Origin of the sequence: Dactylosporangium maewongense (assembly GCF_039531485.1) — a bacterium.
Taxonomy (GTDB): Bacteria; Actinomycetota; Actinomycetes; order Mycobacteriales; family Micromonosporaceae; genus Dactylosporangium; species Dactylosporangium maewongense.
The window spans coordinates 582,751-603,871 of the sequence record NZ_BAAAQD010000001.1 but is presented as its reverse complement, the minus strand read 5'-3'; the positions used below and the strand labels follow the sequence as shown (position 1 = coordinate 603,871).

Here is a 21,121-nt window from a genome sequence, read left to right as displayed (position 1 = left end):
GGCAGGTGGTGCCACATCGACCCGGAGCGCGCGATGCAGCGGCAGCTCATGGCGGCCATGTGCGACGCGTACACGAAACGGTCCGACCTGGACCAGATGGTGTACTTCGTCATGGAGAGGAACCTGCCCGCCATCGTCGGCGACCAGGGTCTGCAGGACGTGATCTTCGAGATGATCCGCGCCGCCGCGGCCGAGGGCTGGCTGGACGAGCTGATCGACGCCGTCATCGCCGACCGGCCCGGCAACCGCTTGGTCAAGCAGTTCGCGGCCGCGCACAGGCCTGCCGTGCCTGCCGTGCCGGCCATGCCGGCCATGCCGGTGATCCCGGTGCCCGCACCGCCGGCCGCGGTGCCGCACGTCCGCCCGCCCGAACCGGCCCGGCGGACAACGCGCCACCTCGCCACCCGGACAGCCGTCGGCGACGGGCCGCAGCCGCCGCAGCGGGAGATCGAGGCCGCCGGGGCAGGACCTGTTGCCGCGACGGACCCACCGATGGTGGTCGTCCACCGTGAGCCGTATCTGATGTCTCCGGCACTGGCTGAGGTCGTCAACGCGGCGATCGCCATCGGTCGGCCGCTGCTGCTGCAGGGCGAGCCCGGCGTCGGGAAGACCCGCCTGGCCCACGCCGTCGCGTACGAGTTCGGACTTCCGCTGGAGCAGATCCCCGTCGACTTCGGCACCCGCGGCCGCGACCTGCTGTACGAGTTCGACGCCGTCCGCCGCCTCGCCGACGCCCAGACGGGTCACCTCGCACCTCCGCACGCCTACGTCCAGTTCGGTCCGCTGGGCCGCACGATCGTCCGGGCCATGCACGGCCGCCGGTCCGTGCTCCTCATCGACGAGATCGACCGCTCGGGCCCCGACTTCCCCAGCGAGCTCCTACGCGTCCTCGAGAACCTGCGCTTCGAGATCGCCGAGGCGCCGGGCGAGTCGTACGGGGTGCCGGCCGACCGGCCTGACCTCCGCCCGATCGTGATCATCACGAACAACGAGGAGCGGGCACTCCCGAGCGGCTTCCTGCGCCGCTGCGTGACCCATATCGTCGAGCCGCCGGACGACCCGGCGACGCTCGACCAGATCCTCGCCCTGCACGGCATCGACGACCCGGACCTGCGATGGCACGCGATCCGCGTGTTCCTCCGCCTGCGGGCGATGAACCTCGAGCGCAAGCCCGGCCTCAGCGAGCTGCTCGACTGGGTCGCCTACCAGCAAACCGTCGGCGTCCGCCCGGCCAACCTGCCGTTGTTGCCGTCGCTCGGCATGCTGGTGAAGCGCCGCGCCGATCAGGTGGCCGCCGCCCGGGCGTTCGCGTTCGACGACGGGTGACGGTCGGAGGGCGATCCGCTTGTACGGCCGCCGGCGGGACGACATGTCACTGTGTCGACCGGTTGGGGGGATCTGGCACACGCAGCGTTGTCGTACAGTGACAGTCGCTCCGGCCAGTCGATCGAAGGTGGTGCCGCATCTCCAGTCCGTTGACCGGCCGGCGCGCCCTGCCGCCGGCCCTCGCCGCGTTCTGAGGAGGTGCGGCATCGAACGCCCGCAGGTCCTGCAGTTCGCCGCCGCGATGCGTGACGCGTACACCAGCTGGTCTCAGGTCGAAATGGTGGTGTACTACGCCGGACACGACCTGGCGGCGATCGTCGGTGACGTCGGGCTCGACGCGGTCGTGTTCCGGCTGCTGCGGCAGGCGAAGGCCGAGGGCTGGCTGGACGCGCTCGTCGACGCCGTGATCGAGGATCGGGCGGGCAACGCCCTCGTCAAGCGGTTCGCCGAACAGCACGGCCGGTCCGCCGAGGTCGCGTCCAGTCTGGCGGTGCCGCCGAACGTCCGCGTCCTGGACTCCACCTACTTCGACCTGGAGGCGATCAGGAAGACGGTCGTGCACCGGGTCGTCCGCCAGCCGCCGGGACTGCACGCCATCAGCCTGGCCTCGCGCGAGGACATCCTGGTCAGCAAGTTCAGCACCTGGCTGCAGCACCTTCTCGGCGAGGCCGAACACGTCGGCACATTGACGCTGCTGCCCGAGTTCGCGCAGCCGGATCTGCGGGTCAAGCAGGTCCTGCAGCAACTGCCGGACCCGGACGACGGCGGCCGGATCTGGTCGGTCCGCGTCGATCACGCGCCGCTGGCCGTGGTCCGCGACTTCTGGCAGGGGGTCCGCGACAACTGCCCCCAGCTCGACCAGTGGTTCGTGCTGATCCTCACCGGCGCACCCGGACCCCTGTGCCTCGACGGCGTCATCGACCTGGCCGAGCCGGTGTTCGGCAACGAGGACGTCTCGGCGTGGGTCTCCGACGCCCTGATGGAGATGCGATGGGACCGCCAGCTCCTCGCGCCGTGGAGCCGCTACGTCGAACAGGAGGCGACCGTCGCGGGGGTCCTCGACGTCCTGCTCACCTACGGCGCGCTCGACAAGAGCATCGGCGCGCTGCGCAAGGATCCGCACCCGCAACGATTCCGGCACTGGCTGGAGAAGGTGAGCTGACGTTGTACGTCCACACCGTCGACACCTCGATGCGCCTCAGGGCCGACCGGCCGGCACCGGAGGTGCAGGACATCGAGGACGTCGAGGTCCACCCGATCGCCGAACAGGATCCGCCGGTGCGGCAGATGCGTCCGGAGCCGTATCTGCTGACACCTCAGCTCTGCGAGGCGGTCAACGTCGCGATCACCCTCGGCCGGCCGCTGCTGCTGCAGGGCGACCCGGGCGTCGGCAAGACCCGGCTGGCGCACGCCGTCGCGTACCGGCTCGGGCTGCCGCTGGAGCAGGCGCACATCAAGTCGACCAGTCGCGGCCGGGACCTGCTGTACATCTTCGACGCCGTCCGTCGGCTCTCCGACGCACAGCTCGGCGGCGTCGGCGGCGCGCCCCTGCCGGACCAGGCGGCCTACGTGCGCTTCGGCGCCCTCGGCCGGGCCATCGTGCGGGCCTCCTACGGCCGCCGCTGTGTGCTGCTCATCGACGAGATCGACAAGGCCGACCTCGACTTCCCCAACGACCTGCTCCGCGAGCTCGACGAGCTGCGTTTCGACATCGACGAGGTCCCCGGCGCCCGGCACCTGGTCCCACCGGACCGCGCGGACCTGCGCCCGATCATCATCGTCACGAACAACGAGGAGAAGCAGCTGCCGGGCGCCTTCCTGCGCCGCTGCGTCTTCCACTTCGTGGAGTTCCCCGACGACAGCCTCGACGCGATCCTGCAGATGCACGGCATCCGCAGCCAAAGCCTGCGGCACAACGCGATCGAGGTGGTACGCCGCCTGCGGGGCATGGGCCTCAACCGCGCGCCCGGCCTCAGCGAGCTGCTCGACTGGGCCGACTGCCTGCAGGCCGACGACGCCGACCCCGCCAGGCTGCACACGCTGCCCAACGGCGGCGCGCTGATCAAACAGCGCGACGACCAGCTCAAGGCCAGGGAACGGCTCAGCGCACCGTGACCGCCCCGATGCCGTCGTTCGTCCGGGATCTCGTCACCCGGCTGCGCCGGCGTGGCCTGCCGCTCGGCGTCGACGACTGCGCCGCCCTGCGGACCGCCCTCGCCGCCGGGCACGGCCTCGACTCCCCCGCGAAGCTGCGGGCCCTGTGCGTCACGCTCTGGGCCAAGTCACCCCGCGACGCGGAGCTGATCAACGCCACGATGCATCTGGTACGGCTGCCGGACTGGCCCACCGCCGACACCCCTTCCCCGTCCAAGCCGGCCGACGTCGCCCTCGGTGAGCGGGCCGCACAGACCGCACCGGGCATCGATGCTCCCACCGCGGCACCCGCTCCCGAGCAGGTCGAGGAGGAGCTGACCGTCGTGGTACCGCCGCGCCACGCCGGCCCGGCCGAGCCGCCCCACTCCGGCATGACGTCGCCGTTCCTCGTCGTCCGGCCGCAGTACCCGGTCGCCGAGCGGGACGTCGCGCAGATCTGGCGGCGGCTGCGGCGCCCCGTCCGCCGCGGCCCGCTGACCGAGGTCGACGTCGACGCGACCGTCGACCGCTTCGCCCGCACCGGCCTCGCCGAAGGCCCGGTCCTGGTGCCCCGCCGGGTCAACGCGGCCCGGCTGCTGCTGCTCGTCGACCGCGACGGCTCCATGGCGCCCTACCACGGGTTCGTCGACCACGTCGTCGGCTCCGTCGTGCGCGCCGGGCGCCTCGACGACATCACCGTCGCCTACTTCCGCAACACCCCCGGCCGCAGCCGCGACCGCAGTGCCTTGGCGTCGCTGCCGGGCACGCTCGCCGCGGACCTCGACCCGATCCTCGACCGCGTCCCGCCGCTGAACACCGGCCGGGTGTACCGCGACCCCGAGATGCTCACCTCATGGCCCGTCGCCGACCTGCTCTCCGGCGTCACGCCCGCCACGGTGGTCGCCGCGATCAGCGACGCCGGGGCGCTGCGCGGCGCGTTCGTCACGACCCGGCTGTTCGACACCGTGGCCTTCGCCCTGTCGGTGCTGCGTCGCGGTGCCCGCCTCGCCTGGCTCAACCCCGTCGCCTCCGACCGCTGGCCCGGCACGACCGCCGGCCAGATCGCCCGGCACGTGCCGATGTACCCGCTGACCCGCGCCGGCATGTACAGCGCCGTCGACGCGTTACGCGGCCACCCCGTCCCGCTGGAGCGTCCGCTGTGACCGTCTTCGACCGGGTGTCGACGGCGGCCGCCAGGCTCGCCGAGGCCCGCGCGGCCCTCCCGCCGGGAGCCATCGAGCTGGCCTGCCACGCCGCCGTCCCCGTCGCCGTCGACCCGACCCTGCTCAACCTGCTGCGGATCAACTTCTTCGTCGACCCGCCGCACGACCTGCCGTGGTCGGTGGAGGCCGCGCTGCTGACGTCGCCGCTGTTCAAGGAGCTCGGCGGCGACCTGTACGAGATCGACGACGACCTGCGTCGCCACCTGCTCATCAGCCTGCGCACCACCTACGGCCCGGACCGCGCCGTGCAGGTGGCGCTGCTGCTCGAACGGTACTGCGACCGCCCCGGCGTCTGGGGCGCCCACCCGTTCCTGGAGCAGGCGCAGCGGCTCACCGCCATCGGCATCATCGACCCGCCGGCAGCGCTGCGGTGGCTGGACGACGCCGCCGCCGACTCCCGCACCGAGGCCGGCCTGTCGAAGGACTGGTTCGTCGCGATGCGGGGCCGCCTCGACCGCCAGCCGGACCCGGCCCTGCGCCTCGACACGGAGATGGACGAGGCGATCGCCCTCCTGCCGTCCAATGCGGCGGTCCAGCGCCTGGCCGAACTGGGCCAACTCCCCGGCGCCGACCTCGACGCCATCCGCAACGCACTCGGTTTCGTGCGCTCGGACGCGGCGGCGTCGGCCCTGGCGCTGCTGGACCGCCTGGCTGGCCCTGAGTCCTCGGACGCGGATCTGGAGGACGCACCGGTCCCGCTGACCGACCTCCTCGGCGCGTTCCCGATGTGGGACGAACACCTGGACGGCCGCCTCGTCCCAGTCCCGTTCGGCGTCGACAACGCCGGCAGGCCAGTCACGCTCGACCTGGAGCGGCACGGCCCGCACGGGTGGATCATCGCTCCCGCCTACACCGGCCGACGCCAGCTGCTGCGCACGATCGTCCTCGCGCTCGCCGCGGCCCACCCGCCGCACGAGCTGGAGCTGCTCCTCGTCGGCGCGTCCGGCGCACGGACGTTCGCCGGCCTGAAGGACCTGCCACACACCGTCGGCGTCATCCCCGGCCCGCTCACCCCGATCAGCGCCGGACGGCTCGCCGACGACATCGGCCGCGAACTGGACCGCCGCCTGCACATGCCCGCGAACCGGCCGAAGCTGGTCATCGTCATCGATAAATACCTGAACCTCCCACCACACCCGGACAGTCTTGTCGGCCGGCTCTTCAACGCCGACGACGCCGGTCTCCACGTCCTGCTGACGGACGGATCCCACGACTTCCGGTCGCCCGGGTTGCCGGAGCATCTGGGGTTCGAGATGCGACTCGAACCGAACGCGCTGCCCGGATTCGGCACCTTCACGACTCGCTCCAGCGAGCCGCAACAGTTCCGGGGCGCCGTGACGTTCCTGCCGCTCGCCCCTCCGAGGCGCGACACCGTCGCCGAATGGCTGGTCGCACGGATGTCCGGACTCGCCGGCCCGAGACCCTGGATCGCCGCGCCGGCCCCGTCCGCGCAGCCGGCGCTGCTGGACCTACTCGGCCCCCGCCGCGTCGTCGAGGGCCGCGGCCTCACCGCCGGCTCCCAGGCCCTCTGGGGCAAGGCCGCCGGCATCGCCGGCAGCGTGGCCCGCAAGGACGGCACCGGCTACGAGCCGCTGGAGCTCGACCTCACGACCGGCAACGTGGCGATCGTCGGCATGCCGTACACCGGGCGCGTCGACGTCCTGGTCTCGCTGGTGCTGTCCCTCGCTCTGACGAACACCCCGGACGAGGTGCAGGTCCTCCTCCTCGACCACGGCGGCGGCCTGGCCCCGCTCTTCGCACTGCCGCACGTCGGGCTCGCCGTCGACGACGAGGACGACCCGCAAGCCCGAAGCGAAGCGCTGCGTGCCGCGTTGTGGTTCATCGAACGGCACCGCAGCACGCGCCGGCTCTTCCTGGTGATGAACCGGTGGGGCCCGCCCGCCCTGGCTGAGCTGCTCACGCTGGCGGCTGCCTCGCACCACCCGTCACAGGGCTTCCACATCCTGGCGTCGGCCGAGTCGTGGGACGTCGGCGGCATCGAGTCGTTCACCACGAGGATGGAGACGAAGCTCGCGGACCCGTCGACCTCCCGCATCGACGCCGACCGCGCCGCGGAGCTGCACGCCGAACGACTCGACTACGGCCTCGCCCCGGACGGCAAACCCTTCGTCATCGGTCTCATCGGCGAGCACCGCGCGGACAACCGCGACAATGCCGCCGCGCTCGCCACCGACATCGCCATCCAGTGGACCGCCTCGGCGGCCGGCGGTCGGCGGCGGTTGGGCAGCGGACGGTTCGCGTTGGTGGTCGGCAACGTCGGGTCCGACGACGAGTGGTACGGCGACACCTTCGCCATGCGGGAGAACCTCGCCGCGATGTCGGAGGCGCTCGGCGATCCGTCGATCGGCGGGTTCGCCGTGACCAGCACGGTCGACCGTGACCCGCAACGGATCCGCCAGGCGATCGGCGAGTTCCTGTCCGATCGCACGTACACCGATCAGGTGGTCCTCTATCTGGCCGGTCACGTGCTGCGTGACCTCGACGGGCCGGACGCGGTCGCCGGGGTCGGCGTCCAGTGGCTGCGGACCCGGCTTGACGCGTGCCGGGCCCGGCGCCAGCTGGCGATCCTCGACGTCTGCACCACCGACGAAAGCGACGGCATGCGCCTCGCCGACCTGCTGAGCGTCGCCGTCGACGTTACCAGGACGTGGATGGTCGGTTCCTATCCGCCCGGCGGGCTCCCGAGGTTCACCCACGCGCTGATCAGCGGGCTCCACGACGGCTCGGCGGACAACGACGGCGACGGCGTCATCACCGCCCTCGAGGCGTTTCGACACGCGGTCGCCCACGGCGTGGCCGCTGACTCATGGACCCCGCGGCTACGGCACGGCGCCGGGCACGGGTTCGTCATCGCCGCCGCCTGAACAGCGAGGCGCCCCGGCGTGGTCTCCCGAACAGGATCACGCCGGGGCGGTTCCCCCGCCCCTGGGGGCTCAGCCGAACGCGCGCAGCTCGTAGATACGGGTTGCGGTGTCCGTGGTCTGGGTGGGGGTGGTGGTGTTGAGGCGGACGTAGCGGGCCGAGAGCGCCACCGGGTGGGTGGTGTTCGCGGCGGTGTTGTTCGTGACCGTCACCGGGGTGCTCCAGGTGGTGCCGTCGTTGGAGACCTGGATGGTGAAGGCCTTCGTGTTGTAGTCGGCGGGCTCGCCGCCGGCCTGGGCGTGGGCGACCTCGAAGCGGGTCAGGGCGCGGACCGAGCCGAGGTCGACCTGCAGCCAGGCGCCTGCGACGCCGGAGCAGAACTTGTCGGTGTTGCCGCCGGAGACGCTGCCGTTGACGGCCTTCTCGGGGCCTTCGGTGGCGGCGCACGCGGTGGAGCCCGTGGCCGGCCGGTTCAGGGCCAGATTCACCGGGACGGTCGCCGAGCCGTACGCCTCCAGCTCGTAGATGCGCGTCGCCCCGTCGGTGGTCTGCGTCGGGGTGGTGACGTTGAGCCGGACGTACCGGGCGGACGTCGACGCGAACTGGTGGATGGTGACCGGGTCGGCGTTGTTGGTGACGGTGACGGGGGTCGACCAGGTGCTGCCGTCGGTGGACAGCTGCAGGTTGAACGCCTTGGTGTTCAGGTTGGCCGTTTCCGCGCCGGCGCCGGCGTGCTTGACCACGATCTTGTTCAGCGACGCGGCGGACCCGAGGTCGACCTGCAGGTAGGCGCCGGCGACCGTGGAGCAGAACTTGTCGGTGTTGCCGCCGGTCACGCTGCTGTTGACGGCCTTCGACGGGGACTCGTCAGCGGCGCACGCGGTGGAGCCGGTGGCGGGCTTGCCGGCCGCCAGGTTCACCGCGGGGGCGGGAAGGGCGGTGTGGTTCGACGACGGCGGGGTGTCGCCGGCGCCGGTGCCCCACGAGCCGGGGGTGCCCGTCACCGTGTAGGCGAGGTTGCCGCCGTGCGCGATGTCCGCCTGCGACAGCCAGGTGCGGCTGAAGCCGGTGCCGTTCAGGGTGGCGGTGCCGATGTAGCGGTTGCTGTCGCTGACCGACGGGGCGGTGATGTTCAGGACCCCGCCCTGCTGGCTGCCGTACGAGCCGATCGTCACCTTCGCCGACGGGAACTGCGGCGTGCTCACCCCGTAGAAGTTGGCGCCGTTCATCAGCGGGTACAGGCCCAGCGACGAGAACACGTACCACGCCGACATCGTGCCGAGGTCGTCGTTGCCGGTGACGCCGTTGGGGCCGTTGGTGAAGAGGGTGTAGGCGGCCCGCAGCACCGTGGAGGTCTTGTACGGCTGCCCGGTCCACAGGTACGTGTACGGCGCGAGCAGGTCGGGCTCGTTGTTCGGGTTGTACGTGGTGAAGCTGTAGTAGTCGTAGGCGCCGTTGACCCAGGTGTTGTGCGCGGTCCCCGACGGGTCGGTCAGCAGGTTGTTGTAGGCGAAGAAGCTGTCGAGCCGGTTGTTCGCCGCGGTCTTGCCGCCCAGCAGGGAGACCAGGCCGTCGGGGTCCTGCGGGACGAGCCACTGGTACTGGTAGGCGCCCGCCTCGTGGAAGGTGTGCGAGCCGTCGGTCGGCGAGTACGGGGAGCCCCACACGCCGTTGGCGTTGCGCGGGCGGAAGAAGCCGATCGACGGGTCGAACAGGTTGCGGTAGTTCTGCCCGCGCGCCTCGAACATGGTGGCGTCGGCGGTGTTGCCGAGGCCGCGCGCCATGATGGCGAGGGAGGAGTCGGCGGCCGCGTACTCCAGGGTGGCGGAGCTCGGGAACTTGCAGTCGTGGTCCATCGGCAGCACCGGGCCGCACGTGACGCCGGTCGGGATGTAGCCCAGCGACGCGTAGTACGGGTTGCCGTTGCGGCCGTTGATGTTGGTGGGTACGCCGAGCGCGTTCTTGCGCAGCGCCGCGTACACCTGTGACTCGTAGCCGCCGAGCAGGCCGCGCGCCCACAGGTCGACGAGGAACGGGGTGACCGGGTCGCCGGTCATCGTGTTGGTCTCGGTGTTGGCGAGGGACCACTTCGGCAGCCAGCCGAGCTCGCGGTCCACGGCGAGCAGCGACAGCCCGTAGTCCCGGGCGACCTGCGGCTCGAGCAGCGCGACGAGCTGGTTCTGCGCGCGGTACGTGTCCCAGAGCGAGAACGTCTGGTAGGGCGTGAACCCGGACGCGGTCCGCACCACGTTGTCGAAGCCGCGGTAGGAGCCGTCGACGTCGCCGGACAGGTTGGGGTGCAGCAGCGAGTGGTACAGCGACGTGTAGAACGCCACCTGCCGGTCGGTCGTGCCGCCGTCGACCTCGGCCTTGTGCAGCTTCGCGTTCCACGTGTCGCGCGCGGCGTTGCGGATGGTGTCGAAGTTGAAGCCGGCGGCGCTGGTCTCGGCGCTGAGGTTGGCCTGGGCTCCGGCGATCCCGGTGTACGAGAGGCCGACCTTCGCCGTCACGACCCGGTCGGACGAGGTGTCGAAGCGGACCCAGCCGCCCTTCGCGCCGCTGCCGGACGAGGCGCGGCTGCCGCCGGTGAACGTGGTGCCGGACCAGGTGCCGAAGGAGGCGAACGGCCGGCTGAACTTGGCCGAGAAGTACACGGTGTGCGCGGGCGCCGAGGCGCAGAACCCGGCGGTCGTCACGGACCCTTCGACGGTGTCGCTGCCGACGATCGAGATCGACGACGACTGCGCGCCGGTGCCGCTGCCCCGCGCCTGCGCGGTGTTGAACAGCACGTTGGCCTGGGTGCTCGACGGGAAGGTGTACCGCTGCCAGCCGCTGCGCAGCGTCGCCGTCAGCTCGGTGGTGACGCCGTTGGGGGTGGCGAGCCGGTAGTAGCCGGCGGTCGCCTGCTCCTGGGCGTGGTTGAGCGTCTGGCCGTAGGCGTTGGGGTCGGCGGAGTTGACCGCGCCGATCGTCGGCATGAGCGGCACCTCACCCATCACGGGGCAGCCGACGCCGGACAGGTGGGTGTTGGAGAAGCCCCACACCTTGCCGTGGTCGTAGTTGTACCCCGTGCCGTGGCCGGTGTCCGGGCTGACCTGCACCATGCCGAACGGCAGCGCCGCACCCGGGAAGGTGTTGCCCTCCTTCTGGGTGCCGATCATCGGGTTGACCAGCGTGGTCAGGTCCGCCGGCACGGCCGCCTGAGCCGGCGGCGCGGGCAGGCCGGCGACGGCCGTGGTGACCGCCGCGGTGACCGCCACCAGCAGTGCGCTGAACCGCAGTCTTCTCACAAACGCTCCGTTCGGATGCCACGGCACAGCCGCGGTGAGTGTCCCTGTGACCGCGGCGCGCCGATCGCCGAGGGAAGGAAGCTGGCGGGCTTCCTGCTGGAGAGGTTGGTCGCTGCCCCGAGTTCTGTCAATACTTGACATTTGCTACGGCCGTCGATCCGGCCCATCCACGGACACGAAAACGCCCGCCGCGCCGGAAGGCGGGCGGGCGTCGTGCGGTGCGAGTCAGATCATGCCGATGACCGCTCGCAGGACGATGATCGACAGGAAGACGACGATGAACGCGAGGTCGATCCCGACCCCGCCGAGGCGCAGCGGCGGCAGCACGCGCCGGACCGGCGCCAGGATCGGCTCGGTGACCGCGAACACGCCCGCGGACACCCGCGAGCGGATCGAGCCTTGCGCCGACGGACCGGCCAGGACCACACTCCAGTCGAGGATGGCGCGCGCTATCAGCAACAGCTGCACCACCAGCAGCACCAGACTCACGATGCCGAGAACGAGACCCATCGGATGCCTCCAGTGACCGGGCGGGACGTTCCTCCAACTGTGCGTCACGAATCTGTGGATCCGCTGAGCGCCGGCTGAGATTTGGTTCATGATCCCGGTCACCCGGCCGATGCCGACCTGTGTGAGAGGTGTGGCGGTCTGGCGTCCGACCGGTCTGCTGATCGGCGCGGCCGTCGTGCTGGTCGTCGCGGAGGCGTGGTTCCTGGTGGGGCTGGCGCGGACGACGCCGGCCCTGGTGAGCTGGCTCGCGGTCCCCCTGGCCGTCGGGTGCGCGGTGTGGGCCTGCTGGACGACGAGCGCGGCGGAGGGGATGGCGCCCGGCGCTCGCCGCTTCTGGCGGCACGTGGGGCTCGGCATGGTCTTCATCGGCCTCGGCGGCGCCAGCAACGGCGTCGACATGCTCCTGCGCCTGGTCGCGCCCCAGCACGTGAGTGGCCTCACCGCGGCGGTGTACCTGATGGGCCTGGTGGTGATGCTGTGGGGCCTGTTGCGGATCCCGGGCGCCCACCGCAGCCGGGGCGAGTGGCTGCGCTTCGGCCTCGACACCGCGACCGTCCTCGTCACGGTGATCACCTTCGCCTGGCACTTCATCTTCCGGCACTGGGAGACGTGGTCCGGCGGCAACACCAGCGGCACGTGGGCCGTCATCGCGATCGTCGCGACCGGGTCGGTGTGCGTGTTCGCGTTCATCAAGGTGGCGTTCACCGGCACCGGCCCGCTCGACCGCAAGGCCCTCTACCTGCTCGCCCTCGCCGGCGGTGGCGGCGCGACCGGCGGCGCCCTGACGCCGCTGCTGACCGACCGCCCGCACCTCAACGGCACGCCGGTCGTGCTGCCCCTGACCTGCTTCATCCTGTGCCTGGCCGCGGACCGGCAGCGGCGGGCGGCCGGGGTCGAGCCGCCGGCGGCGGTGCGGCGGGAGCGCCGGCCGCTGGTGCCCTACCTGGCGGTCTTCGCCACCGGGGTGCTGCTGCTCGCCGACGCGGCCGCCGGTGGCGACGACGTGCTCGGGGTCGCCCTGGGCACCGTCGTGCTGGTCCTGCTCGTCGCGGCCCGGCAGGCGGCGGCGCTGCGCGACAACGCCGTCCTCGTCGACACGCTCGACAGCCGGCTGCGGGAGCTGGAGGAGTACCAGCAGACCCTCGCCTGGCAGGCGACCCACGACGCACTCACCGGGCTGGCGAACCGTCGGCTGCTCATGCAGTACACCGGCGAGATCCTCGACGCGGGTCAGGACGCGGTCGCGGTCGCGCTGGTCGACGTGGACGACTTCAAGGGCATCAACGACGACCTGGGGCACGCCGTCGGCGACGCGCTGCTGACCGCGGTCGCGGCGCGGCTGGAGTGCCTGCAACTGGACGGCGGCCTGGTCGCCCGGCTCGGCGGCGACGAGTACGCGCTGGTCTTCCCCACCGCCGGCGAGCAGCACGCGCTGCACGTCCTGGACACCGTGGCGGCCGAGCTGCGCCGCCCACTCGACGCCGCCGGCCACGCCCTCGTCGTCGAGGCGAGCATCGGCCTGGCCCTGCACGCCGGCGACGCGACCGCGGAGGAGCTGCTGCGGCGCGCGGACGTCGCCATGTACGAGGCGAAGGCGCAGGGCAAGGGGCGGCGCGTCACGTATGCGCCGTGCCTGGACCAGCACAGCGCCGAGCAGGCCCGCACCGCCGCCGACCTGCGGGTCGCGCTGGACACCGGGCAGTTGCGCCTGCACTACCAGCCGATCGTGCGGCTGTCGGACGCCCGCACCGTCGCCGTGGAGGCGCTCGTGCGGTGGCAGCACCCGGAGCGCGGCATGGTGCGCCCCGACCTGTTCATCCCCGCCGCAGAACGCACCGGCCTCATCGTCCCCGTCGGCCAGTGGGTCCTCACCGAGGCGTGCCGGCAGGCCGCCAGGTGGCGCGACGAGCTCGGCCCCGACGGGCTGGAGTACGTGTCGGTGAACGTGTCACCGCGGCAGCTGCGCGAGGCCGGCTTCGCCGCGCAGGTCCAGGCGACCCTGCACAGCGTCGGCCTGCACCCCCGCCACCTCACCGTCGAGGTCACCGAGACGGCCGTGTTCGACGGCGGGTCCGGCCTGGAGGAGCTGCACCAGCTCAAGCGCCTCGGCGTCAACGTCGCCCTCGACGACTTCGGCACCGGCCACTCGTCCCTCGGCCTGCTGCGCACCTGCCCCGTCGACCTGCTGAAGGTCGACAAGTCGTTCGTCGACAACATCACCGACCGGGGCGACCGTTCGGTGATCGCGGAGGCCCTCATCGGCATCAGCGACGGCCTGCGCCTGCGCGCCGTCGCCGAGGGCGTCGAGACCGAGGCCCAGGCGGGGGTGCTGCGCCGGCTCGGCTACCGCTACGCGCAGGGCTACCACTTCGGCCGCCCCATGCCGGCCGCGGACCTCGCCGCCCACGTGCGGGCCGCCCACCCCGCCACGGTCGGCTGACCGCCCCGGCGGCGTCACCCGTCGACCGGGAGCGGGGCGTCGCAGACGGCGCAGGCGAAGTCGCCGTCGTGCACGATGTTGCGCTGGCCGCAGCTCGTACAGCGGCGGAAGAGCACGGCGTCGGTGAACCCGCCCGGGTGGGGCGTGCCGGCCGCGTCGAGGGCGGCCGCGACGGCCGGCCAGCATTCCGGGTCGGGGCAGTAGCCGGTGGACTGGTTGCTCACCCGGTCGACGCGCCAGCCCGCCGCGGACCCCGGCTCCCCCGTGGCGAATCCCATCTCTCCCGCGGCGAGGACGGGCCGGCCGACGGCGCAGGCGACGTGCTCGCTGCGCCGCGGGGCGAGCCGGAGCGTGCCGCCGAGGTCGACGACGAACGTGAACGGCTCGGCGAGCTCCCCGCGCGGGCGGGTCGCGAGCCACGCGGCGAGGTCGTCGCGGGACCGGATCCCGGCGACGTCCACGGGTGGCAGGTCACGCAGCTCGGCGGGCCCGACGTACTCGTACCGCCGCATCACGCGGCCAGGCGGGTCGTGGCGGCGGGACGGAGCCGGTCCGCGGCCACGGGCAGCAGGTCGTCCCACAGCTCGGCGGGCCACGCCGTGGCCATCTCCTCCAGCGCGTCGACCCGGTCCGCCCCGTGCCGGACGTACTCCCGGAGCCCGTCGATCGCGACCCGGTCGCCGCCGAGGCCGCGCTGCAGCGCCCCGGCGACCGTGGACGGGCTGTCGTAGTACCACTCGCTGCTCAAGCACCACATGCTCCGCCCGCCGCGCCCGGGCCGCGAGCGAATTGCCGCCTGCCGCTCAGTAGGTGCGGTGGTGGCACCAGGAGCGGGCGGCGCGGGTGTTGAGCAGGATCAGGAACAGGGCCGGGAAGGCGGCGCTGACGATCGTCGACACGGTGAGCAGCGACGTGGAGTAGGCCTGCCACGCGACCGAGGCGAGGCTCAGGACGTTGAGCACGGTGAGCAGGATCCGGGCCCAGTTGCGGCCGCGCTGGACCTTGCGGCCGAGGATGATGGCGATCAGGCCGACCCCGGCGAAGACGGCGACGACGACCGCGACGGCGGAGGTGACGGACGCGTCGTAGGTGCCGAGGCGACCGCCGAGCTGCTTGGTCATCTCCGAGGCGGCCAGGGCGAAGAGCGCGGCGATCCCCAGCATGAGGAGGCCGCCGAGGTACTGGAAGATCGCGACGACGTGCAGCGAGGCGGGTGCGGTGGTGCGCATCGCGTACGCCTGCTGCGGCGGGTATGCGTAAGCCATACCGAGGAGCATGGCCCGGCGCCGCCGCGGGCGACTCGCACGTTCATGCCACTTCAGTCCGGTGGGCCCCGGCGGAGGTACGGCAGGGCGGCCCCGTCGTCGGCGCGGACCACCCGGCGGTCGCCGAGCGGCTTGGACAGCGTCAGCGAGTCCCAGGCCGTCTGACCGTCGGAGCCGAGGCCGGCGCAGGCCCCGCCGGCGCGTGGCGTCCTGCTGACGACGTCGCCGACGCGGACCTCGGTCGACGTCTCCGCGGCGGCGATGGTGAACTGGCCGGAGCACCAGCCCTCGTGCGGCCAGTCGAAGCGGATCATGATGGTGTTGGGGTCGCCGCCCCGGCCGAGGTCCGAGTACGCGGTCGGCCGGTGCCGCGTCTCTGCCGGCCCGGCGGAGCCGCCGTAGAAGAGCGCGGTCACGACCAGGCCCGCGAAGGCCAGCAGGACGATCCACCAGTGCCGCACGCGCCGATGGTACGGTCGCGGCGCGCTACGTGAGGGCCCGCAGCGCGGCGGCGATCTGGGCGACGGCGACCGCGGCGTCCTTCGTCAGCGCCAGCTTCCTCGGGAAGTTGTGGAAGGTTCCCTGGAACCGGGTGGCGATGACCGGCACGCCCGCGGACGCGAGGAAGGCGGCGTACCGCTCGGCCTCGTCGCGCAGGATGTCCAGCTCGGCGGTGACGACGACCGCCGGCGGCAGGCCGGCCGGGTCGGCGAGGAACGGGTCGAGGTCCGGCTGGTGCCGGTCCACGCCCGGCGGGCAGAACAGGTCCCAGAACTCGGCCATCTCCTGCGGCCACAGCCCGTCGTTGCCGAGGTCCGGGTAGTCCATGGCGGGGCTCAGTGCCGGGCAGATCAGCACCTGCGCCAGCAGCCCCTGGCCGGCGTCGCGTTCCCGCCGGGCGGTGACCGCCGCGAGCAGCCCGCCGGCGGAGTCACCGGCGACCGCGACGGCCGTGGGGTCCAGTCCGTGCTGGCGCCCGTACACCCGCAGCCACCCGCAGACGGTGTCGATGTCCTCGAACGCGGCCGGGAACGGCGACTCGGGCGCCCGCCGGTAGTCCACGGCGAGCACCGCCCAGCCGGTCTCGGCGGCGAGGAGCCGGCACAGCCCGTCGTGCGTGGTGAGGTCGCCGAGGACCCAGCCGCCGCCGTGCGCGTAGACGATCACCGGCGGCTCCGCCGCGTCACCGTCCTGATAGAGCCGGACGGGCACCCCGTCCGCGTCGAGGTCCCGCACGGTCCGGACGGCCCGGCCGGGCCCGACCTGCTCGCCGACCGCGTCGACCATCACCTGCCGCTGCGCCACATGATCCACGGCAGCAGTATGCCGCAGCGCCGCGCATCCTGAGCCTGTGCGCCCAGCGGTCGTGCAGCTCGAAGCCCCGCGGCCTGCCGGCGATCCCGGGCCGATGTCGCCGGAACGGGTGGATGCGTTACTGTGCCGCGCCATGACGCGTGCGCGGTCCCGGCTGGGCATCGACTTCGGCACGTCCACGACGATCGCGGTGCTGCAACGGGCCGACGGGCGCGTCCAGCAGCTGCTCTTCGACGGCTCGCCGCTGCTGTCCTCCGCCGTGCTGCTCGGGCCCGACGGGCGCCTGCACACCGGGCGCGACGCGGCCCACCTGTCGCACAGCTTCCCGGAGCGGCTCGAACCCAACCCGAAGCGCCGCATCACGGACACCGCCGTCCTGCTCGGCGACGCGGAGGTCGGCGTCCGGGACCTGGTCGCCGCGGTCCTGCGGCGGGTCGCGGCCGAGGCGGCCAGGGTCGCCGGCCCCCAGGTCGTACAACAGGGTGACGTCACGCTCACCCACCCCGCCGACTGGGGCGCGGGCCGCCGGGCGCTGCTCACCGACGCGGCGCTGCTCGCCGGGTTCGACCCCGGCGGGGTGCGGCTGGTGCCCGAGCCCGTGGCCGCCGCGACCTTCCTCGCGGAGGCGCAGGAGGTGCCAGTGGGTGCCGTCGTCATGGTGTACGACCTGGGCGCCGGCACCTGTGACGCCACGCTGCTGCGCCGCCGGGCGGACGGGTTCGAGCCCTTCGCGTCCGCGGGCCTCAACGACCTCGGCGGCCTCGACGTGGACGCGGCGGTCGTCGGCTTCCTGCAGGCGACGTACGGCACCCTCTGGACCGACGCGGCGACCCGGCGCCGGCTGTGGGACCAGGTGCGGGCCGCGAAGGAGATGCTGTCGCGCGCCAGCGGCACCGTGATCATGGTGCCGGCGCTCGGGCGGGAGGTGCCGCTCGGGCGGGAGCAGCTGGAAGGCCTGATGCGGCCGGTGCTGCGGCCGAGCGTGGCGATGGTGCAGTCGCTGCTCGCCGAGGACGGGCTGCGGCCTGCCGAGCTCGCCGGGCTGTTCCTCGTCGGCGGCTCCAGCCGGATTCCCCTGGTGGCGACGATGCTGCACGAGGCGCTCGGGATCGCGCCGGTCGTCGCCGAGCAGCCCGAGCTGGTGGTGGCCGAGGGCGCGCTGACCGTCTCACGACCGGCCCCTGCCACGACGGACACGACCACCGGCTCCCCCACCGCCCCGCCGCATCCCGGCGCCCCACCGGCCGGCTCCACGCCGCACCCCGGCGCCACGCAGAGCACCGGCGCAGCGCGGGATGCCGGCGCCGCGCGGGATGCCGGCGCCGCGCGGGATGCCGGCGCCGCGCGGGATGCCGGCGCCGCGCCTGTCGAGACGGTGGCCGCCGCGCGGTCCGGGGCACGCGGGCGGGGGTCGCGGAAGCGGCTGCTCGCCGGGGTCGCCGCGGCCGTCGTCGTCCTCGCCGGTGCCGCCGTCCTCCTGGCCAACCTGCCGGACGACTCCGCCGGAGCGTCCGACGGCGCCTCGCCGACCGCCGTCGCCGCCCGCTACGACCTGAGGAAGGTCCCCGACGATCTGTGCGCCAGCATCGACCTGGCGCCGTTCGCCGGGCTGTACGAGAAGGCGGACTCCCCACCGGCGTCCCGGCTCGACGTCGGCGCGGCCGGCGGCAACGCGTCGTGCATCGCGGTCCGGCTGCACGACAACGGGGTCGGGCGCGCCTCCTTCGCCGCCGAGCTCCGGATCACCCCCGAAGAGGCGACCGCCGCGTACGACTACAAGCAGCGCATCGCCGGCGACGCCGCCCTCAACCTGCAGCCCGTCCAGCTGACGGGTCTCGGCGAGGAGGCCGTCGTCTTCGAGATGGCCGGCGCCAGCGCGCAGGCGAAGACGATGCTGACCCTGCGCATCGGTGTCCGCGACGGCAACCTGGTGTGGCAGATGCGGATCTCCGTCGACCGTCAGGACAAGGCCGGCTGGACGGCCGCGCAGAAGCAGGACCTCCGCGACCGTCTCGTCACCGTCACCCGGGCGGCGCTGCCGAAGGTCACGGCTGCGGTGCGTTGACGATCTGGATGTCGTCGACGTAGCCGCGGAACGTGCCCGTGGCGCCGGGCTGGTCGTAGCCGATGCGGATCTGGTCGACGGTGCCGCCCGCCAGGCCGGCGAGGCTGACCTGCACCAGGTTCCACTGGTTGACCACCAGGCGCCGGCCCTCGCCCTGGAACTGCGGGTGTGCCCTGACCCCGGACTGGTCCACGGCGCCCGAGTCGCGCAGCGACCGGCCGTCGGTGAGCGCGAGGTCGAGCGCCACGAAGGTGCCGTTGACGGACTGCGGATAGATCCAGTAGGTGAGCGTGGTGCCCGCGGTCAGCGGCAGGTGCACGTCGAAGACCCGGTTGTAGGAGTACGACCCCGCGGCGCTGGTGTCGGTGCCGGAGTACATGAGCGCGTAGGTGCCGCCGTGCGCGACCTCCGCCCGGCGGCCCGACTCCATCGCCGTGAGGCCGCAGCAGTACCCGGTGACGTTGCGCGCCGCCTGCACCGTGTCGGTCCACGTGAGCGGCGGCGCGGCGGCCCCGAAGTCGGTCTTGAACAGCGGCCACGGCCGGCCGGCGCCGAGCACCGGCTGGAGCGCGGAGAACCACACGTCGGCGAGCTTGGCGTAGCCGCCGTCCGTCGGGTGGATCCGGTCGGGGCCGATGTCCGCCAGGGTCAGGTTGGCGTGGAAGTCGGCCAGGCGGACCTTCTTGCCCGCCGCGGCCTTGGCCTGGACGATGCCCGGGATCTGGCCGTTGTACGCGCGGACCCTCGCCTCCACCGCCGCGTCCGGGTTCGGCACGAGCGTCGAGACGACGACCGTCGCGGTCGGGGCGGCCCGCAGGATCTGGTCGACGAGGGCGCTCAGGCGCGCCGGCGCGTTGGGCAGGTCGTAGCTCTGCAGCATGTCGTTGGTGCCGACGTTGAGCAGCACGACGTCGGGCCGGGCCGCCGCGATCCAGGCGTCGGCGCCGGCCGCGACCTGGTCGACGCGGTACCCGGGATGCCCCTCGTTGTCGTTGTCCGCGGCGGTGCCGGAGCGCTGCGAGCCGACCATGTCGAGCGCGACCCCGGCGTCGTCGGCGAGGTGCCGGCGCAGCGCCTCCCGGTAGCCGTTGCCGTCGGTGGAGCTGGTGCCCCACGTGATCGACGCACCCAGCGGCATGATCCGGGCGGGCGTCGCCGCCTGGGACGCGGCCGCGGGAACCACGGCGCACGCCGCGGCGGCCAGCACCATCGTCAGGGCACGGACGGACGCGCGCACAGCAGCTCCTCGATCGACCGGGATGTCGCCGTACAGCTAAGAGCATCGATACGAGTTGTGTCAACGATGTCAGATCACTGGATCGCCCCCGCCGCGCGTGGCGGCGTCAGCGCAGCCAGGCGCGGATGCCGTCGAAGACGGCCGGGCCGTAGTCGCCGGTGACGCTCTCGGCGAGGTCGGCGATGGTGACCGCCCGCAGCGCCTCCCGCCAGGCGTGCTCGGCGGCGGCCATCGCGCGGCTGATCGCGCACGGCGCCGTGCACATCTCCGCCGGGGTCGCGAGGGGCCCCCGCTGGCGGATCTCCGTGCACACGAACGCCGGCTGCGGCCCGTCCACGGCCACCACCACGTCCAGCACGGTGATCTCGCCCGCCGGGCGGGTGAGCCGGTAGCCGCCGGCGTGCCCCTGCACCGAGTGGACCAGGCCGGCCCGGGACAGGCTCTGCAGCTGCTTGGCCAGATAGCTGCCGGAGACGTCGTGCAGCTCGGCGAGTCGCCCCGCCGGCACGGGCGCGGGCGCCGCGGTGAGCACCACGCAGCAGTGCAGCGCCCACTCGACCCCGCCCGACATCTTCACCCCGCCATCCTACTTGACTCGGACACTTCATGTCCGGGTATGGTGGTGGCATCATCCCGGACAAGATTTGTCCGAGTTGGATCTGTGGAGGAGACCCTCATGAAGTTCGTCATCATCGGCGGCACGGGCCTGATCGGCGGCAAGCTCACCCACCTGCTGCGCACCGCCGGCCACGAGGTCGTCCCGGCCTCCCCGGCCACCGGCGTCAACACCGTCACCGGCGAGGGCCTGCCGGAGGTCCTGGCCGGCGCCCAGGTCGTGGTCGACGTGTCGAACTCGCCGTCGTTCGAGGACGCGGCGGTCCTCGAGTTCTTCCGCACCTCGGCCCGCAACCTCCTCGCCGCCGCCCGCACCGCCGGCGTCTCCCACGTCGTCGCCCTGTCGGTCGTCGGCGCCGACCGCCTGCCCGACAGCGGATACCTGCGGGCCAAGGTCGCCCAGGAGGCCGCGATCACCGGGTCCGGGCTGCCGTTCACGATCCTGCGGGCCACCCAGTTCTTCGAGTTCACGCAGGCGATCGCCCAGTCCTCGGTCGTCGACGGCGCCATCCACCTCCCGCCGGCGCTCTACCAGCCGGTCGCCGCCGACGACGTCGCCGCCACCCTCGCCGACGTCGCGCAGGCCGCCCCGGTCGACGGGATCGTCGAGCTCGGCGGCCCGGAGCCGGTGCGCATGGACGAGCACGTCCGCCGCTTCCTCGCCGCCCAGGAAGGCGCCGAGCCGGTCCAGGAGGTGACGACCGACCCGCACGCCCGCTACTTCGGCACCGAGCTCGACGACACCTCCCTGACCCCCGGCCCGGGCGCCCGCATCGGCACCATCCACTTCGTCGACTGGCTCGGCAAGCCCTGACCGCAC

At 72.9% G+C, this 21,121-nt stretch carries 17 protein-coding genes; 8 read left to right on the top strand and 9 right to left on the bottom strand.

Features of this window, described 5'->3' with window-relative positions; all coding sequences use genetic code 11:
• Nucleotides 1-33 precede the first annotated feature (33 nt).
• The 5 genes from ABD332_RS02530 to ABD332_RS02510 are packed head-to-tail and all read left to right on the top strand — an operon-like array spanning nucleotide 34 to nucleotide 7,567.
• Complete coding sequence (locus ABD332_RS02530; protein WP_344499038.1) at nucleotides 34-1,326, top strand: effector-associated domain EAD1-containing protein; 1,293 nt, start codon at nucleotides 34-36, stop codon at nucleotides 1,324-1,326.
• A 43-nt stretch (nucleotides 1,327-1,369) separates the two neighbouring features.
• A complete protein-coding gene (locus tag ABD332_RS02525; protein WP_344499036.1) occupies nucleotides 1,370-2,488 on the top strand; it encodes an effector-associated domain EAD1-containing protein in 1,119 nt (372 codons plus the stop codon).
• Between the two features lie 2 nt (nucleotides 2,489-2,490).
• Entirely contained in the window at nucleotides 2,491-3,441 is a 951-nt protein-coding gene (locus ABD332_RS02520) for an AAA family ATPase (protein WP_344499034.1), read from the top strand.
• Nucleotides 3,442-3,449: 8 nt separating this feature from the next.
• Nucleotides 3,450-4,622, top strand: a complete 1,173-nt coding sequence (locus ABD332_RS02515; protein WP_344499032.1) for a VWA domain-containing protein — start codon at nucleotides 3,450-3,452, stop codon at nucleotides 4,620-4,622.
• Nucleotides 4,619-7,567 carry an FtsK/SpoIIIE domain-containing protein gene (locus ABD332_RS02510; RefSeq protein ID WP_344499030.1) on the top strand — a complete coding sequence of 983 codons (2,949 nt, stop codon included), beginning with the start codon at nucleotides 4,619-4,621 and terminating at the stop codon, nucleotides 7,565-7,567. The genes ABD332_RS02515 and ABD332_RS02510 overlap by 4 nt, the downstream gene beginning before the upstream one ends.
• 69 nt (nucleotides 7,568-7,636) lie before the next feature.
• Here ABD332_RS02510 and ABD332_RS02505 read toward each other — a convergent pair whose 3' ends face one another.
• Nucleotides 7,637-10,855: a GH92 family glycosyl hydrolase gene (locus ABD332_RS02505; RefSeq protein WP_344499027.1), complete on the bottom strand. Its 3,219-nt coding sequence runs from the start codon at nucleotides 10,853-10,855 to the stop codon at nucleotides 7,637-7,639.
• Nucleotides 10,856-11,080: 225 nt separating this feature from the next.
• Nucleotides 11,081-11,335, bottom strand: a complete 255-nt coding sequence (locus ABD332_RS02500; RefSeq protein WP_344499025.1) for a YggT family protein — start codon at nucleotides 11,333-11,335, stop codon at nucleotides 11,081-11,083.
• A 160-nt stretch (nucleotides 11,336-11,495) separates the two neighbouring features.
• Between ABD332_RS02500 and ABD332_RS02495 the strand changes: the two genes are divergently transcribed.
• On the top strand, nucleotides 11,496-13,805 hold the full coding sequence (locus tag ABD332_RS02495) for a putative bifunctional diguanylate cyclase/phosphodiesterase (protein WP_344499023.1): 2,310 nt from the start codon (nucleotides 11,496-11,498) through the stop codon (nucleotides 13,803-13,805).
• A 14-nt stretch (nucleotides 13,806-13,819) separates the two neighbouring features.
• On the opposite strand, the gene ABD332_RS02490 is transcribed toward ABD332_RS02495, so the two are convergent.
• Genes ABD332_RS02490 through ABD332_RS02470 form a run of 5 tightly spaced genes read right to left on the bottom strand, consistent with a single transcriptional unit; the run spans nucleotide 13,820 to nucleotide 16,384 of the window.
• Nucleotides 13,820-14,317, bottom strand: a complete 498-nt coding sequence (locus tag ABD332_RS02490) for a hypothetical protein (RefSeq protein WP_344500688.1) — start codon at nucleotides 14,315-14,317, stop codon at nucleotides 13,820-13,822.
• A complete protein-coding gene (locus tag ABD332_RS02485) occupies nucleotides 14,317-14,553 on the bottom strand; it encodes a hypothetical protein (RefSeq protein ID WP_344499021.1) in 237 nt (78 codons plus the stop codon). The genes ABD332_RS02490 and ABD332_RS02485 overlap by 1 nt, the downstream gene beginning before the upstream one ends.
• A 55-nt stretch (nucleotides 14,554-14,608) precedes the next feature.
• On the bottom strand, nucleotides 14,609-15,070 hold the full coding sequence (locus ABD332_RS02480) for a hypothetical protein (RefSeq protein ID WP_344499019.1): 462 nt from the start codon (nucleotides 15,068-15,070) through the stop codon (nucleotides 14,609-14,611).
• A gap of 53 nt (nucleotides 15,071-15,123) precedes the next feature.
• On the bottom strand, nucleotides 15,124-15,531 hold the full coding sequence (locus ABD332_RS02475) for a hypothetical protein (protein WP_344499017.1): 408 nt from the start codon (nucleotides 15,529-15,531) through the stop codon (nucleotides 15,124-15,126).
• A gap of 25 nt (nucleotides 15,532-15,556) precedes the next feature.
• Nucleotides 15,557-16,384 carry an alpha/beta hydrolase gene (locus tag ABD332_RS02470; RefSeq protein WP_344499015.1) on the bottom strand — a complete coding sequence of 276 codons (828 nt, stop codon included), beginning with the start codon at nucleotides 16,382-16,384 and terminating at the stop codon, nucleotides 15,557-15,559.
• 133 nt (nucleotides 16,385-16,517) lie between these two features.
• Between ABD332_RS02470 and ABD332_RS02465 the strand changes: the two genes are divergently transcribed.
• Entirely contained in the window at nucleotides 16,518-18,449 is a 1,932-nt protein-coding gene (locus ABD332_RS02465) for an Hsp70 family protein (protein ID WP_344499013.1), read from the top strand.
• Here the strand turns inward: ABD332_RS02465 and ABD332_RS02460 are convergent.
• Both ABD332_RS02460 and ABD332_RS02455 read right to left on the bottom strand, forming a co-directional pair.
• Nucleotides 18,430-19,686: an SGNH/GDSL hydrolase family protein gene (locus ABD332_RS02460; protein WP_344499011.1), complete on the bottom strand. Its 1,257-nt coding sequence runs from the start codon at nucleotides 19,684-19,686 to the stop codon at nucleotides 18,430-18,432. The two genes, ABD332_RS02465 and ABD332_RS02460, sit on opposite strands and share 20 nt — an antisense overlap.
• Nucleotides 19,687-19,792: 106 nt before the next feature.
• Nucleotides 19,793-20,257, bottom strand: a complete 465-nt coding sequence (locus ABD332_RS02455; RefSeq protein WP_344500686.1) for an RrF2 family transcriptional regulator — start codon at nucleotides 20,255-20,257, stop codon at nucleotides 19,793-19,795.
• 105 nt (nucleotides 20,258-20,362) lie between these two features.
• Between ABD332_RS02455 and ABD332_RS02450 the strand changes: the two genes are divergently transcribed.
• Nucleotides 20,363-21,115 (top strand): SDR family oxidoreductase, encoded by a 753-nt coding sequence (locus ABD332_RS02450; protein WP_344499009.1) that lies wholly within the window; start codon nucleotides 20,363-20,365, stop codon nucleotides 21,113-21,115.
• Nucleotides 21,116-21,121: the final 6 nt, after the last annotated feature.